Annotated in this window: 13 protein-coding genes; 2 read left to right on the top strand and 11 right to left on the bottom strand. The window is 36.5% G+C overall.

Translation table 11 applies throughout. The features are described 5' to 3' along the window. The first annotated feature begins 278 nt into the window (after positions 1-278). On the top strand, positions 279-1,439 hold the full coding sequence (locus tag AAGU07_RS07345; RefSeq protein ID WP_342458464.1) for a nicotinate phosphoribosyltransferase: 1,161 nt from the start codon (positions 279-281) through the stop codon (positions 1,437-1,439). Positions 1,440-1,481: 42 nt separating this feature from the next. Here the strand turns inward: AAGU07_RS07345 and uvsE are convergent, their stop codons facing one another. The 10 genes from uvsE to AAGU07_RS07295 form a co-directional block, all read right to left on the bottom strand. Beyond that, positions 1,482-2,375, bottom strand: coding sequence for a UV DNA damage repair endonuclease UvsE (gene uvsE / locus AAGU07_RS07340; protein WP_342458463.1), 894 nt, complete (start codon positions 2,373-2,375; stop codon positions 1,482-1,484). Between the two features lie 28 nt (positions 2,376-2,403). Beyond that, a complete protein-coding gene (locus AAGU07_RS07335; RefSeq protein ID WP_342458462.1) occupies positions 2,404-3,270 on the bottom strand; it encodes a thiamine pyrophosphate-dependent enzyme in 867 nt (288 codons plus the stop codon). After that, positions 3,270-4,988: a 2-oxoacid:acceptor oxidoreductase subunit alpha gene (locus tag AAGU07_RS07330; RefSeq protein WP_342458461.1), complete on the bottom strand. Its 1,719-nt coding sequence runs from the start codon at positions 4,986-4,988 to the stop codon at positions 3,270-3,272. The genes AAGU07_RS07335 and AAGU07_RS07330 overlap by 1 nt, the downstream gene beginning before the upstream one ends. 195 nt (positions 4,989-5,183) lie before the next feature. After that, positions 5,184-6,611: a 2-oxoacid:acceptor oxidoreductase family protein gene (locus tag AAGU07_RS07325; RefSeq protein WP_342458460.1), complete on the bottom strand. Its 1,428-nt coding sequence runs from the start codon at positions 6,609-6,611 to the stop codon at positions 5,184-5,186. Between the two features lies 1 nt (position 6,612). Continuing rightward, positions 6,613-6,762, bottom strand: a complete 150-nt coding sequence (locus tag AAGU07_RS07320; RefSeq protein ID WP_342458459.1) for a hypothetical protein — start codon at positions 6,760-6,762, stop codon at positions 6,613-6,615. Further along, complete coding sequence (locus AAGU07_RS07315; protein WP_342458458.1) at positions 6,749-7,819, bottom strand: 3-methyl-2-oxobutanoate dehydrogenase subunit VorB; 1,071 nt, start codon at positions 7,817-7,819, stop codon at positions 6,749-6,751. The genes AAGU07_RS07320 and AAGU07_RS07315 overlap by 14 nt, the downstream gene beginning before the upstream one ends. 2 nt (positions 7,820-7,821) lie before the next feature. Further along, positions 7,822-8,070: a 4Fe-4S dicluster domain-containing protein gene (locus AAGU07_RS07310; RefSeq protein WP_342458457.1), complete on the bottom strand. Its 249-nt coding sequence runs from the start codon at positions 8,068-8,070 to the stop codon at positions 7,822-7,824. A gap of 113 nt (positions 8,071-8,183) precedes the next feature. Further along, positions 8,184-9,854 carry an AMP-binding protein gene (locus AAGU07_RS07305; protein ID WP_342458456.1) on the bottom strand — a complete coding sequence of 557 codons (1,671 nt, stop codon included), beginning with the start codon at positions 9,852-9,854 and terminating at the stop codon, positions 8,184-8,186. A 26-nt stretch (positions 9,855-9,880) separates the two neighbouring features. Beyond that, positions 9,881-10,435: a cupin domain-containing protein gene (locus AAGU07_RS07300; RefSeq protein WP_342458455.1), complete on the bottom strand. Its 555-nt coding sequence runs from the start codon at positions 10,433-10,435 to the stop codon at positions 9,881-9,883. A 302-nt stretch (positions 10,436-10,737) separates the two neighbouring features. Further along, complete coding sequence (locus AAGU07_RS07295) at positions 10,738-12,216, bottom strand: Ig-like domain-containing protein (protein WP_342458454.1); 1,479 nt, start codon at positions 12,214-12,216, stop codon at positions 10,738-10,740. On the opposite strand from AAGU07_RS07295, the gene AAGU07_RS07290 reads away from it, so the two are divergent. Further along, positions 12,194-12,493: a hypothetical protein gene (locus AAGU07_RS07290; RefSeq protein WP_342458453.1), complete on the top strand. Its 300-nt coding sequence runs from the start codon at positions 12,194-12,196 to the stop codon at positions 12,491-12,493. The two genes, AAGU07_RS07295 and AAGU07_RS07290, sit on opposite strands and share 23 nt — an antisense overlap. A 345-nt stretch (positions 12,494-12,838) precedes the next feature. Here the strand turns inward: AAGU07_RS07290 and AAGU07_RS07285 are convergent, their stop codons facing one another. Beyond that, positions 12,839-16,279, bottom strand: coding sequence for an Ig-like domain-containing protein (locus tag AAGU07_RS07285; RefSeq protein WP_342458452.1), 3,441 nt, complete (start codon positions 16,277-16,279; stop codon positions 12,839-12,841). Positions 16,280-16,517 lie beyond the last annotated feature (238 nt).

Raw genomic sequence — 16,517 nt, 5'->3', positions numbered from 1 at the left:
TGGCCTGATAAAAGCAGTAGCAGGTGGAAAAATAATCCGGATATAGTTATGGGTCTAAAAAATGGATGTTAAAATTATATATCCATTAAATTTGTTTTTTACATACTGTTCATGTGTTTGGGTTTGATTATTCGTAATTGGGGACCTACAATAACTGATATTTTGAAGAGTCGAGGATTAACCTTTAAGTGGCATAAATTTAAATATTTATCTTTAAGATGTTTAAACTCAAATAAATTAAAAAACGTTATAATTATTGCACTGGTTTGGTGGAATTTATGTTTCATATTGCTGAAGAAAAGGAAATTATAGATGGTAAGGTCACTGATATATATTTTAACAGGACTCTGGAAATTTTTAAACAGAAAGACGTTAACTGCAGGGTTAAAGCAGAATTTGCTGCCAAAAGTTTACCTGAAGGGTATGAATGGGCAGTTTTAGCAGGTTTAGAAGAAGTTATTAACCTTTTGAAAGACCTGCCTGTAAATGTAAGGGCCATGAAGGAAGGAACAATTTTCTATCCTGACCAGCCGGTGCTGGAAATAGAAGGCAGCTATCAGGATTTCTGTGTTTATGAAACTGCCATACTGGGACTTTTATGTCAGGCCACAGGCATTGCAACTAAAGCTGCGAGGTATAAAAAACTGGCAGGGGAACGCTTGGTAATGAGTTTCGGCGCTCGGAGGATGCATCCTGTAATTGCACCTATGATAGAAAGAAGTGCTTATATTGGGGGATGCGACGGGGTTTCAGTCATCAAAAGTGGAGAAATCATAGGGGAAGACCCTTTAGGAACCATTCCTCACGCCATGATACTCTGCATTGGTTCTACTGTAGAATCCATAAAAGCTTTTGATGAGGTTATAGATCCCGGTGTCAATCGAGTGGCACTTATTGATACATTCAACGATGAAAAGTTCGAATGTTTGAACGTTGCAGAAGCAATGGGGGAAAAACTTTATGCAGTACGTTTTGACACCCCTTCTTCAAGACGGGGGGATTTTTACCGTATTCTCGAAGAAGCGAGATGGGAACTGGACTTAAGAGGTTTCACAAACATTAAATTTTTTGTTAGTGGCGGAATTCAGGAAAATGACCTGCAAAGTCTTAATAAACTGGTAGACGGCTACGGAATTGGGACATCCATCAGTAATGCACCGGTTGTTGACTTTTCCATGGACATAGTGGAGCTGAACGGGGAACCCGTGGCTAAAAGGGGTAAATTTTCTGGGGCAAAAAGGGTCCTCAGATGTTTAAAATGTGGTAAAGACTTAATTTTGCCTTTCAAAAAAGAATCTGAAATATGTGAATGTGGTGGAAGATATGAAGACATTATTTATCCCATGATAGAAAGCAGTAAAGTTATTCAAGAACTGCCAGGTCCTGGAAAAATCAGGGAATATGTTCTGGAGCAATTAGAAAACGCTGAAGATTTGTAGATTTTTTGGAGTGAATATATTTGCATATTTTCCATTTTTATTCTATTTATTAAACCGTTTATCATATTTCAAAATATCTGCAGCCTTTAAAGCGATCGCTTCTTTATCTTTTATCTCAAGCATTATATCAAAATCAAAATTTTGTGTTTCTTTTAAAAAATTTTTAAAATGGTCTATATCTATTGATTCTATATGAGTCCCTTTAGCTTTCTCCAGATTTTGGGAGCTGTAATCAACTAAAGGCAATCCATCTTTAGTTTTCCATGTTTTTGTAAAGTTCTCAAAACATCCTTCGAGGTCTTCGTCAGTGTTATTGAGTTCATGATGAAAATAATCAAATAAAACAGGAATTTTAGTTTGATTACTTATTTCCAGACATTCTGAAAGTTTATAACTTTTCTCGTCATTTTCAATGACAAGTCTTCTTTTTATATTTTTATCCAAGCTTTTGTATCGTTCTATAAACCTTTCCATGCTTTTTTCTTTATCGTTGTAAACTCCCCCAACATGTACCTGCATTTTGGCGGTGCTGTTAAGGTTTAAAATGTCAAGAACTTCGCTGTGATATTTAAGTTCATTTAAGCCTCTTTCAAAAACTTTAGGGTCCTTAGAATTAATTACAACAAATTGCCCAGGGTGCATTGAAATCCTTATGCCATTTTCATGGATAAATTCGCTTATTTCATTAAAATTATCTTTAAAATACTCTTTCCAATCAAAATCCATTATTGGATGGGATGCAAAGGGAATTAATCTGGAAGTAATCCTGAAAAAGAGTAAATTATTTTCAACATTAAATTTTAACATTGTTAAAAGACAGTTTAAATTGTTTCTCGCGGTTTCAATAAATTTTTGGTGTGAATATGATTTTAAGCGAAGTGTTTTGGCTCCATTGCATCCTATTGTCCAGTTTAATGCAGTGTAACCTATCTTCATTGAATTGCTCCAAAAATGAAGTTAATGGTTAGATTTTTCGTTTTGATTCAATGAGATCCTTTAATTTATCCATATCCACATCTCTTTTATATAAAGGAGTTTCTTCTTCATTATAAACAGTTAAAATATCTTCGTAAGGTGTTTTATTAGGATTAATGTATAAAACTCCCAGTGGGAATTTAAGATATTCTATGGCTTTTTTGAAGGCTTCACTCCTGTCGTGGGGATCATATGAGTCATCAAGATAGTAAACATTTTCTTTAAACCATTTGAATGTATTTATTTTGTTATATGTAACACAAGGCTGGAATACATCAACTAGTGAGTATCCTTTGTGTTCGATTGCTTTTTTAAAGATTTCCTTCATATGGTTCATATCTCCTGCAAATGTCCTGGCTACAAAAGATGCATCAAGGCCAATTGCAATAGATAGTGGATTAAAAGGTTCTAAAGATACTCCTTCAACCTGCAGTGGCGTTTTAAAATCTTTCTGGGTTGTTGGGGAGGCTTGACCTTTGGTCAACCCGTAAACCATGTTGTTGTGTACTATAGTAGTTATATCTGGATTTCGGCGGATTGTGTGCATGAAATGGTTTCCACCTTCCCCATACATATCCCCATCACCGGTTGTAACTATCACTTTAAGGCCCTTATTTACAGCCTTTATTGCAGTTGCAGGAGAAGCTGCCCTGCCGTGAAGGCTGTTATATGTGTTGGATTTAAGGTAGTGGGGAAGTTTTCCCGCTTGACCAATTCCAGATACAAGTACAAGCTCACTGGGATCGATTTCAAGCTCAGCAAGGGCCATTTTTAATGTCCTGAGAATTGAAAAGTCCCCACAACCAGGACACCACGCAACATCTGCATTTTGAACATCAAAGACTTTTGGATCCATTATAACAGCTCCCTTATGTCTTTTAAGGTTTCTGTAATTTCTTCAACTGAAAAAGGCATTCCATTATATTTCAATGATTTTTCATCAATTTCAAAACCAGTTTCCATTTTTATGAGATTTGCAAACTGCCCATTGGCATTATTTTCAAAAATAACTGTTTTTTTAGCTTTTTCAAGGTAACTTTTAGTTTCCCTGTGTAGTGGATAAACCTGTTTAAAATATAAAAATGCAATTTTATCATTTTTCAGGTTATCTAATGCCTCTTTTATGGCGCCGTATGTAGAGCCCCAACCTATGGCTAGAACATCATAGTCTGAAGGTCCTATAAGTTCTGGTGGAATCACATCTGCTTCGATTCCTTTAAGTTTTTTATACAGGCGCTTTTCTACCATCATGTTCCTTAAATCGAGGTCTTCTGTTATGTGGCCTTCTTCATCGTGTTCATCTGAATCGACAACTACAAGTCCTTCCCCGTATCCGGGAACTCCTCGTGGAGATATTCCATCCTCAGTTAGTTCATATCTTTTGTAATTTTCATCTGTTTTGACAATATATTTCTGGAATTTTACTTCATCCAGGTTAAGGTCAGGTAAATTGTAGTATATGTCTGCAAAATACTGGTCGGAGAGTATAAAAACAGGGATTTGGTGCTTTTCTGCGAGGTTAAATGCATGGTGTGTTAAATAAAATGCATCTTCAAATTTTCCAGGTGCAAATATGGCCTTTGGAGTTTCACCGGGGGCAGAATAAAGGGCAAGTTTAAGATCTTCCTGTGCAGTTCGTGTAGGCAGCCCAACTGCAGGGCCTGGGCGCTGGGCAAGGTATATAACTATGGGAGTTTCAATCATCCCGGATAACCCCACAGCTTCGCTCATGAGTGCAAAACCACTTCCAGAAGTCGCTACAACTGATCTTGCACCGGCATAAGATGCTCCTAATCCCATGTTTATTGCAGCTATTTCATCTTCAGCCTGTTCAAAAATCATGCCAAATTCTGCGGAATTTCCTGCAATGAAAGTTTGAAGTGGAGTAGAAGGAGTCATAGGATACGAGGACATGAATTTACATCCCCCTGCAATGCAGCCAAAACCTACTACTTCTGTACCGTTTAATAAAAGCTCATCTCGTATCTGAGGGTCTTTTTTGATGTTAATGTTAAATTTCCCAGACTGTATAATGTCTTCTCCAACTTTATAACCTTCTTCTCCAGCTTTAAGGTCGCCTTGAAGTATTTTTTCGCCTTTTCTTCCAAACATGGCAGTTATACATTCATCAAATATTTCCTTGTCAATATTTAAGATTCTTGAGAGCGCACCTGCAGCAATAACATTTGCGAATATGGGTCCTCCAATGGCCTTAGCAGTTTTTAAAAATGGGACTTTTATAAGGGACGCCATTTCTATATCTTTTAAAGTATCTTCATCTCCCATTATGATGGTATCATCAGATATTCTATCTTTAAGGTGATCTATAGCTCCTCTGCTGATTGCAATTAGGATGTCTATCCTGTTAACATAAGCCACTACCCTGTTTGAGGATACCCTTATTTCAGTGGAGTTTTCTCCACCTCTTATTCGCGACATGTATTCTTTTGAGGAGAAAACATTGTATCCTCCAAGTTTGACTGCCTGCACCAGTATCTCTTCGACTGTTTGTATTCCCTGCCCTGCCTCACCACACAGGACTAGGGAAACACCTTCTTTTAACGATTCAGACATGGTTTATCACCACTTAAATAATAAGATTCATACAGTTTATCGTAAATATATATTGGTTGAATTTTACTTAAGTTTTGGCATTTACCTTATTTGTAAGGTTTAAACCTGAGGAATCTAAAAATAGCAGTTTCAAAAAGGTTAACTTAATTTTTATTTCAATAAAATAAATATAAAAAGAAAAAAAGGAATTAAATTTCAGCTTAAATTATCTCTGGCCCATTTTGCCCCAGCTTCAAGTATTTCAAGGTTAACTGGAATCAATTTCGGCTTTTTAGAGAAGGTATGTTTTATGGCGTCTTTAAACACTTCTTCCGGAAGTTCAGTATGTCCAAGAGCCATTAAAACCCCGAGTAAGACAGTATTGCCTGCTCTTTTAACGCCATGTTCTTTTGCAATCTTAAATGCAGGAACAGAAATTGATTCAATACCTTCAGGAGCTTTAAAGTACCCTATTGATGAATCATAGATAATTAAACCGCCATCTTTTACTTCATCTACGAATTCTTCCAGTGAAGGTTTATTTAGAGCTACAAGAACATCAACTTCATTAACTACAGGAGAACCTATTACTTCACCTGAGATAATTACCGCACAGTTGGATGATCCTCCCCTTTGTTCTGGTCCGTAGGCAGGGTAATATGATACGTAGTGCTGTGCTTTCATCCCGGCTTCTGCAAGGGTTAAACCCATACTTAAGACACCTTGGCCACCAAATCCTGCGATTTTAACCCGTTTTTCTCCAAAATCAGGGTTATTTATGGCAGCTCCTGTGCTTTCACTTCCAATATTAAAGAGTTTGTCGAGTGATCCTTTTGAAAAGTCACTTTTACCCCTGCAAAGAGGTTCTACTTCTTTTGTTTTATCTCTAAATCTTTTAAGCGGGAACTCTTTTTCCATCTCTTCATTGATGAATTTTTCTGCGCCGAGAGCATCTTGCCTGAGGTTTGTTGGACATGGTGAGAGGAATTCAACAAATGCATACCCTTTGTTCTCTTTCTGTATTCTAAGCGCTTTTTTCACGGCGATTTTTGCCTTTCTTATGTGTTTAACATCTGAAAGTGAAACCCTTTCAATAAATACTGGTGCCTGGAGGTTATCCAGTAATTCGCACATATGGAGTGGGTAACCTGCAAATCTTGGATCTCTTCCAGTAGGGCAGGTTACAGTAACTTCTCCAATAAGCGTGGTAGGTGCCATCTGCCCTCCAGTCATTCCATAAACTGTGTTGTTAACGAAAAAGACTGCAATTTTTTCCCCACGGTTTGCAGCTTGAATTGTTTCGTTAAGCCCAATTGAAGCTAAATCTCCATCTCCTTGATAAAGCATTGCAATTGCATTATCTTCTGCCCTTGTAATTCCTGTTGCAACAGCAGGAGCTCTTCCGTGAGCTACCTGGACATTTCCGCAGTCAAAATAATAATAAGCAAATACAGCGCAGCCAACTGGACTTATAAGTACAGCTCTATCTTCTATTTCAAGCTCGTCTATGGCTTCTCCAATGAGCTTGTGTAAAATTCCATGGCCGCAGCCTGGACAGTAATGTGTTGCTGTGGGTGCACTGCCCCCTTTCCTCTCAAATGTGTCGAGGATGGACTCCGGTTTTTTAATGATTTTTTCTTCCATTTTATTCCCCTCCAAAAATATTTTCAATATTTTTGTCGTACTCAAACACTGTCAAAATTCTCTGAATTTTGACGCCCTGAAACAAAGTTTCGAGGGCTTCGTGTTTGGTACATCGAAAATTTGCAATTTTCGAATGTTCAGGAAATTTCATTTCCTTCAACTCCAGCAACTTCTCTTATTTTATTTAAAACATCACGAGGTTCTATTATATTCCCACCCATCCTGTTTACAAGTTCCACATCTTTGCATTCGATTGCCATTTTAATATCTTCACGCATCTGCCCGTTGCTCATTTCGACAGATATGAACTTAGGATTCTTGGAATCGGCGATTTTTTTAAGTTCTTTTTCAGGGAATGGGAACAGGGTCTTTGGCCTGAAAAGACCTGCTTTTATACCTTCCTTCCTTGCAGCTTCCACGGCAGATCTTGATATTCTGCTGCTTATTCCATAGGATACGAGGACTATTTCAGCATCGTCCATCATGTATTCCTCGTATTTAACCTCTGTTTCCTGTATTTTTTGGTATTTTTCCTGAATTTTGTAGTTAAATTCTTCTAACTGGTCAAAATCAAGGAATATTGAGGTAACCAGATTACTTTTTGTTTCAGCATTTCCACATACTGCCCATGATGTGTCAATTTTGGGTTCAACTGCTTCTTCTGGGAATTGAAGCGGTTCTACCATCTGGCCGAGAACTGCATCGGCGATAATAATAACTGGATTTCTCCATTTTTCTGCAATTTCAAAGGCTTTCATGGTAAAATCGCACATTTCCTGGACAGAATTTGGTGCTAATACTATGTTTTTGTAGTTACCGTGGCCTCCACCTTTTACAAGCTGGTTGTAATCTCCCTGTTCGGGTCCAATATTTCCAAGTCCCGGACCTGCTCTCATAACATCTACAATAACGCAGGGCAGTTCTGCACCTGCTAAAAATGATATTCCTTCCTGTTTTAAGCTCATACCTGGGCCTGAAGATGCTCCTAGAACTCTATGGCCTGCTGCAGCCCCACCGTAAACCATGTTTATGGCGGCTTCTTCTGATTCTGCCTGTACAAACTTTCTTCCTACCATTGGGAAATATTTAGAAGCTTCATGAAGAATTTCACTTGCAGGCGTGATTGGGTACCCAAAATAGCAGTCACAGCCTGCATACATGGCTCCTATTATAATTGCAGTGTTTCCTTTTATAAGTTGAGTTGCCATGTTTAATCCTCCTTCTTTTCAGTTTTCTTTGGAATATGAATTTCAATAGCTAATGGCTCGGGGCATGTATAATAACAATCTCCACATCCTGTACATCCTTCGCCTTCATAAACTGCGTATCTGTATCCTCTTTTATTTACCTCATCACTCATCTTTAGAGCACTTGTTTTGCATGCTAAAATACATCTCTCGCATGCTTTACATTCTAAAGTGTTGATTACAGGGTAAGGTTCTTTTCTTGATTTAGACATAATATATCCTTCTAAATTAATTAGATTATTTAAATAAACTAACTCTCAAATTCTTTTTGAGAGATTTAAAATTTAAAATTAAAAAAAATAATTAGTAATTTTATATATTCTAATTATTCATGATCTTTGTTTCGTATTTCAACCCTTCTTATCTTCCCGCTTATTGTTTTAGGGAGTTCATCCACAAATTCAATAACACGGGGATATTTATACGGTGCTGTTACTTTCTTAACATGATTTTGAATCTCTTTTTTTAATTCTTCTGAAGGTTCATAATCTTTTGTAAGAACGATGGTTGCTTTTACTACCTGTCCTCTTACTGGGTCAGGGAATCCAGTTATGGCACATTCTAACACAGAAGGGTGTGATATAACTGCACTTTCCACTTCAAATGGGCCAATTCGGTAACCTGAACTTTTAATTATATCATCTGTTCTTCCAACAAACCACAGATAGCCGTCTTCATCCATCCATGCAGTATCGCCTGTGTGGTAACATCCATTATACCAAGTTTCCTCTGTTTTTTGAGGGTTGCGGTAGTAGCCTCCAAACAGCCCTATTGGCTTTTTATCTCCCGTTCGAATGACAATTTCTCCCTCTTCACCAATATCTGCGGGTTTATTTTCTCTATCCACAATCATGATATCATAAATTGGTGATGGTTTTCCCATTGAACCTGGTTTTGGTTTAATCCAGGGGAAGTTAGCGATAGACACAACGGTTTCTGTTTGACCAAAACCTTCTCTTAAGGTTAAACCCGTAAATTCATAGAATTTATTGTAAACTTCAGGGTTTAAAGGTTCTCCTGCTGTTACTGCATATTCCAGGGTTGAAAAATCATATTTTGACATATCTTCCTTTATCATGAACCTGTAAATGGTCGGTGGAGCGCAGTAGGTTGTAACTCCATACTTTGAGGCTTTTTCCAGCATATGTGCAGCATCGAACCGTTCATAGTCATATACAAATACGGCACTGCCTGATATCCATTGTCCATATAACTGGCCCCAAACTGCCTTCCCCCAGCCTGTATCAGCAACTGTGTAATGAAGTCCATCTTCCACTACATTTTGCCAGTATTTTGCAGTGACTATATGGGCCAAAGGGTAAGTAAAGTCATGTTTAACCATTTTTGGAAGACCTACAGTTCCTGATGAGAAATAAATTAGAGATATATCATCATTTGTTGTATTCTCATCGCCTGTAGGGCGGTTAAATTCAAGAGGGCTTTCTTCAAGTTCTTTCCTGAAGTTTAACCATCCTTCTCTATCTTCATCCCCGACTATAACTTTTATAACCTTGGTATCCTCTAATTCATCATCTGCTTCATCGAAATATTCTGGAACGCCATCTTCAGCAATACAGACTACCATCTTAAGTCCTGCACTTTCTATTCTGTACACTATATCTTCAGCTCTTAGCATGTGTGTTGCAGGAATTGCTATTGCGCCTATTTTGTGAAGGCCAATAATGCAGAACCAGAATTCATAGCGCGCTTTAAGTGTAAGCATTACAGTATCGCCTTTTTTAATTCCACATTTTTTAAAGAAGTTAGCGGCTTTATCACTGTAATATTTCATATCTGCAAAGGTGAAAACCTGTTCATCACCTTCATCGTTGCACCATACCATTGCAATTTTATCTGGAATGTTTTCTGCATATTCATCGACAATATCGTAAGCGAAATTAAAATTATCTGGAACATCTATCTTAAAATTCTCTTTAAAATCTTGGTAAGATTCAAATTCCCTCTTTGGAACAAATTTGTTTAATAAGGAAGACATAATTTTTACCTCTTTCCACTGGTTTTTTACATTACTATAGCAAGAAATTTAGCTGTTTTATTGTTCAATGCTTCCATAGCATGTTCATATGAGGAATCAAAGAATATTGAATCTCCTTCCTCAAGAATGAGCTCATTATTGTGAATGTAGATCTTAAGAGTCCCTTCAAGAACATAATCAAATTCCTGTCCTGGGTGTGAATTTTTGGAAGGCTCTTTATCCATATCCTTTGGATCGACAGTAACAATAAATGGTTCGGCTTTTTTATGGATAAATTTTTCAGCAAGGTTCTCATATTTGTACTGTTTACGCCTCTCTACTGCCGCTCCTTTACCTTTCCTTGTAACAGTGAAAATGTGCATTCTGGTTTCTTCACCAGTAAGCAGCAGACCCATATCAACACCTAATTTATGTGCTATTTCATACAGAATACTTGCAGGAATATCTAAAGCCCCACTTTCGTATTCTCTGTATTTTTCAACATCAATTTTCAGGTATTCCGCCATTTCTTCGGCACTTATTTCTGATAAATCCCTAAGTTCAAATATGCGTGATCCTATTTCTTTTGTTTTTTCGTTCATGCTGACACCATCTCTTCGAAATCTGAATATTTTAAGTGTGTAATATTTTCAAAGTAACTTAAAATTGAGAATGATAAAAATTTAAGTGTAACTATTATATTATATAATGATTATTAATGACAATTTATGTTTACTGATATTTATAAATGATCGTCTCACAGATGATTTACTTTTTTTTTTATTTAACTTGTAAATTATGCTAAGTCTAAAGTTCAACAAGCTAAATCATTTGTTAAAAAATATGTTCCAAAAGCAGTGAATTATTCAAAAATAATCAAAAAGAAAAAAATACATATGCTTGCCTAGAAAGGCAGTGTAGCATATGTACCGTAGTATGTAGCTGTTGCAGTGTTCCAATTTTTTATAACTCCAAATGTGTTGCTGGAGCTGGTTGCATCTGCATTGTACCATTTACCGTTAATCCAAACCTGTGCAATAACGTGCCCGTACCAGTTACCACTTGAGAACTTAGCGTAAACGTGTTCGTATCGTGCTGGTATTCCTGCAGCTCTTTCAAGAGCGATTAACAGGTGAGCTGTATCAACACAGTTTGCTGTTTTTGAAGATAATACTCCAACTGCACCATATTTGGTGTTGTAATAGAAAGAATAACCAATATTATCTCTTACCCAGTTGAATATTGCCACTGCTTTGTCATAGGTAGAAGTTTTACCGCTTGTTATTGATTTTGCCAGTGCTTGAATTTGTGAATTGGTTACCTGGCAGTTTGTAGTTGCTTGAAGGTACTGCTGTAAATCTGAAGGTATGGAATAAGATCCAGGATTTGCAACTGTGGAATCCACTGAAACATAATTTGGTAAAACTTTGTTTGTACCGTAGTAGTTGACTACTTTGGAAAACATGTAAATTAAAGTTTCATACGGAACTTTCCCTAAAGAGCTTGATGCATAATTAGGAGCTATGCCATTTGAATCTATAAATGATTTAATTGATTGAGCAATCTTAAGGAATTCTGTCTGGTTTATATTTCCGTATATGGAATCTCCGGTCGAATTTGTAGGGCTGCTCACGTTTCCTATGGATATGGCCGTATTTGTTCCATTGCTGATTTGCAGTAAACTTGTAGCTAACAGTTGTAAGAATTGAGCCATTGTAACCTGACTTGTACCAATTGTTACATAATTCGGTAACTTGTTGTTGGTTTCGATGTATGATTTGACACTTGCTGAAGCATTCTGGATTTGTGTCATAGTAAATGACGAACCCGTTGTGAAGCTGCTTCCGTAGAGCGCTACAGGTGTGCCTGATAAGTCGATTAGGCTTCCTGTGTGTATGGTCAGTGTGTATGTCATTCCAGGTGTTAGGTCGCTGGCTGGTTTTATTGTTAGTACGCTGCCGCTGACAGATTTGGTGAATGATACTGCTTTTCCATTACTGTCTTTTAGTTCTATCCATCCAGTACCTGTTTTTATGGATTCGCTGAATGTGACTTTGATTGTTTTGTTGATTGCCACATTAACAGCTTTAGAAGAAGGGTCTACACTTTTTACAGTTGGTGCAACACCATCGGTAGTTGTGAAGGTGCTCCCGCAAAGCGCTACAGGATTACCTGATAGATCTTTTAGGCTTCCTGTGTGTATGGTCAGTGTGTATGTTGTTCCTTTGGTTAGATTACTGGTTGGTTTTATTGTTAGTACGCTGCCGCTGACAGATTTGGTGAATGATACTGCTTTTCCATTACTGTCTTTTAGTTCTATCCATCCAGTACCTGTTTTTATGGATTCGCTGAATGTGACTTTGATTGTTTTGTTAGCTGCCACATTAACAGCTTTAGAAGATGGATCTATACTTTTTACAGTCGGTACAGTATTATCGGCTGTACTGAGTGCACTAACTGAACTTGCAGTGGCAGTTAAATTAACCGTACTATTAGTAGTAATATTTGAACTTGTTGTGTTTGAAGTCTCAGATGTGGCAGATGCACCATTTAAACTAAGTGATGCTATACTTAAAAAGATAAGTACTGCCAAAAACATTTTTCTCGTAATTTTACCGCCTCCGGATCCAAAAACTATGTCTCATGATTTCACAATTTAATAAGTTAAATGTATAATATATTAAATTTAAGAAACCTTTTGAAGTTTTAGGACATTTTAATGTTCAATTTTACAGATTATATAAATGTTTTGGTTTGAAACTGGAAAAAGAACATTCTTAAATCTTATTTTTTCATTTAAAACTTGCTGGAAACGTATTAAAATAAGACATCAGGATTTAAATCCGTAGATTGCGTTTTTAAATAAATAAACCTCAATCAAAACTGTTTTAACAAAATAATCCTTAATAATGGGTTTTATAGTTACTTATTCAACTTTGAAATAGAGTGTAACATTTGTATTTGAATTCAAAGAAATAAAAAAAGAAATAAAAGTTATATTTCACTTAAAAAGGCAGTGTGGCATATGTGCCTTTGTATGTAGCTGTCGAAGTATTCCAGTTTTTAATAATGCCGAAAGAATTGCTGTAGCTGGTTGCATCTACATTGTACCATTTACCATTAACCCAAACTTGTGCAATAACGTGTCCGTACCAGTTACCACTTGAGAACTGGGCATAAACGTGTTCGTACCGTGCTGGTATTCCTGCATCCCTTTCAAGAGCTATTAGTAAATGAGCTGTATCAACACAGTTCCCAGTTTTAGCATTCAAAGTGCCGACAGCACCATATTTGGTGTTGTAATAGAAGGAATAGCCTAATTTGTCCCTTACCCAGTTAAATATTGCCACTGCTTTGTCATAGGTAGAAGTTTTACCGCTTGTTATTGATTTTGCCAGTGCTTGAATTTGTGAATTGGTTACCTGGCAGTTTGTTGTTGCTTGAAGGTACTGCTGTAATTCAGAGGGTATTGCTGTATTTGTAACTGATGAATCTACTAAAACATAATTTGGTAGTGCGCCATTTGTTTTGTAATAGTTGAGTATCTTGGAGTATATGTAAACCAATGATTCATACTGAATATTTCCTAGTGAACTTGTCATGTAGTTAGGTGCACAGTTATTTGAATTTATATAATTCTGGATATTCTGTGCAATGCTTAAATATTCGGTTAAAACTATATTTCCATACATATAACTTCCAGTTGGGCTTGCAGGAGCATTTATATTTCCAGGTATCATGAATGTATTTGTTTTTTTGTTGATTTGCAGTAAACTTGTAGCTAACAGTTGTAAGAACTGGGGCATTTTAACCTGGCTTGTACCAATTGTTACATAATTGGGTAGCCTGTTGTTGGTTTCGATGTATGATTTGACACTTGCTGCTGCTGCATTGATCTGTGTTATAGTAAATATTGTTCCATTGGTGGTGAATTGGGTATTATATGGTTTTAATGCGTTTCCTGCCAGGTCAGTTACACTACTTGCGTTCAATATTATATAATACAGTGTTCCATTGGTTAAATTACTTTTTGGAGTTATTGTTAGAACATTGCCACTAATTGAGGTAGTTATGGGTATATATTTCCCTGTCAGGTCTTTAACCCCTACTCCAAGTGTCCCTGCTTTTATTGATTCACTGAATGTAACTTTAATCACTTTGCCAAGGGGCACGTTTGCGCTGTTATTTGATGGGTCTATGCTTTTAACGGTTGGCGCTGTAGAATCAGTAGTAAATTTGGTTGTATATGATTTTATTGCATTTCCTGCCAGGTCGGTTATGCTTCCTGCGTTCAATATTACTGAATATTGTGTTGCTTTAGTTAGGGTGCTAGTTGGTTTTATTGTTAGGGTGTTCCCGCTGATCGTTTTGGTTATTGACACGTAGGTTCCTGTTTTTAGATTTTTGAGTTTTATTGATAGTGTTCCTGCTTTTACCGGCTCGTTGAATGTAACTTTAATTACTTTGTTAATTGCTATGTTTGCAGAGTTATTTGAGGGATCAATGCTTTTAATAATCGGTGCTGTCTTGTCGGTTGTGAATTTGGTTGTATATGATTTTATTGCATTTCCTGCCAGGTCGGTTATGCTTCCTGCGTTCAATATCACTGAATATTGTGTTGCTTTAGTTAGGGTGCTAGTTGGTTTTATTGTTAGGGTGTTCCCGCTGATTTTTTTAGCTATTGAAATATATTTTCCTGTTTTTAGATTTTTAACCCTTATTGATAGTGTTCCTGCTTTTATTGGTTCGCTGAAAGTGACTTTAATTACTTTGTTAATTGCTATGTTTGCAGAGTTATTTGAGGGATCAATGCTTTTAATAATCGGTGCTGTCTTGTCGGTTGTGAATTTGGTTGTGTATGATTTTATTGCATTTCCTGCCAGGTCGGTTATGCTTCCTGCATTCAGTGCTACATAGTATAATGTCGCTTTGGTTAAACTGATGGCGGGTGTTATTGTTAAGATATTACTGCTGATTTTTTTAGTTATTGTCACATATTTTCCTGTTTTTAAGTTTTTAAGGTATATTGACAATGTTCCTGCTTTTATTGGTTCGCTGAAAGTGACCTTAATTACTTTGTTGATTGGTATGTTTACTGAGTTGTTTGTTGGGTCTATGCTTTTGACAGCCGGTGCTGTCTTGTCGGTTGTGAATTTGGTTGTGTATGTTTTTAGCGCATTTCCTGCCAGGTCAGTTATACTACATGCATTTAAGATTATGTTGTATGTCGTTCCTTTAGTTAAATTGCTGTTTAGGGTTATGGTTAAAACATTACTGCTGATTGAAGTAGTTATAGGTACGTATTTTCCAGTAGATGAAGTTTTAACGTATATTGAGAGTGTCCCTGCTTTTATTGGTTCGCTGAAAGTGACTTTAATTACTTTGTTGATTGGTACGTTTACGGAGTTGTTTGTTGGGTCTATGCTTTTGACTGTAGGTATGGTACTGTCCATGCCAAAACTACTGTTAATCAGCCCATATCTGAATAATGCGTATCCTGATGATCCATTGTTTATTGCTGCATCTATGTCGTTTTGTAATTCACTTGCAGGTATTGCTGTTACATTCTTGTCTGAACGGTAAGTCTGTAAACCACCTATAACTGGAGTTCCATTACTCTGGCTAACTATATATGCCACTGTTGAGGCTATCCAGGATGTGCCATTTTTCCCACTGCTGCTAGTACCTACAGAACTATTATATCCGTAGTTACCTTTGTAGATCATTGGAACTAGAAAATCGAGATACTGTGCAAGTTGAGTGTAATTTTGACCATAGTAATATGCATTCGCTGAGCCTTCAGGCATCAGGTCTGCTGAAACTGCGACTGATGAATTGATGGATTTAACTGTATTATAAACTAGTTGCACGAATGCAGTTATTGTTGCTGTTCCACTTTCACCAGCTGTATTACTCCCTGATCCAGAATATCTTACATAATCCAGGTTAATTCCGCTTATGTTGTAATTTTTTACAATGCTTGTGATACTGTTAATTAAAAAATCTTGTTGAGTTTTATTTGCGGGATCAATCCAGTCACCGTTTGTATCCTTGAAACACGTGATCCATGCGTGAACTCTTATATTAGTACCTTTTAATTTCTGTAAAATAGCGGTTAAGACACTTGAATAGGATGGAGTAGAAATTAAGTTAGATTTAACGAATACATCCGTAATTCCTAAGTTTTGCAGTGCTGTAACGTTTAAACTGCTTACATAGTCACTGGGTATCCATACTGCTTTCACTTTAGAGTATGAGGTTCCACCAGCAGCTTCTGTAGATTTTTGAATTGTTGTGTTGCTGGAATTTGTTGTATTGACAGTATCCATATAATTTTGAATTGTTGTGTTGCTGGAGTTTGTTACATTTGAAGTTATATTCTGTTCACTGTTATTAGTTGTATTTCCAGTTTCTGTAGCGGCAGATATGCTGTTTATGCTGAGCATTGCTAAACTTAAAATAAGTAAAATTGTTAATAATGATTTTTTCGTAATTTTACCGCCTCCATATCCAAAAAATACGTCTAAACTAGTTCATAATTTAAAAATTTATATTATTAAAGTTTAGAAACCTTTTAGATTTTATGGACACTGTAATTTTCGTTTTCACAGATTATATAAACCTTTTGGTTTGAAACTGTGAGAATAAACTTTTAAAACCGTATTTTTTAATTTTGAACATAAT

It is taken from the genome of Methanobacterium sp. (assembly GCF_038562635.1).
Classification (GTDB): Archaea; Methanobacteriota; Methanobacteria; order Methanobacteriales; family Methanobacteriaceae; genus Methanobacterium_D.
Note: the sequence above shows the minus strand (reverse complement) of the source record. Positions and strands in the feature narration are given on the sequence as shown.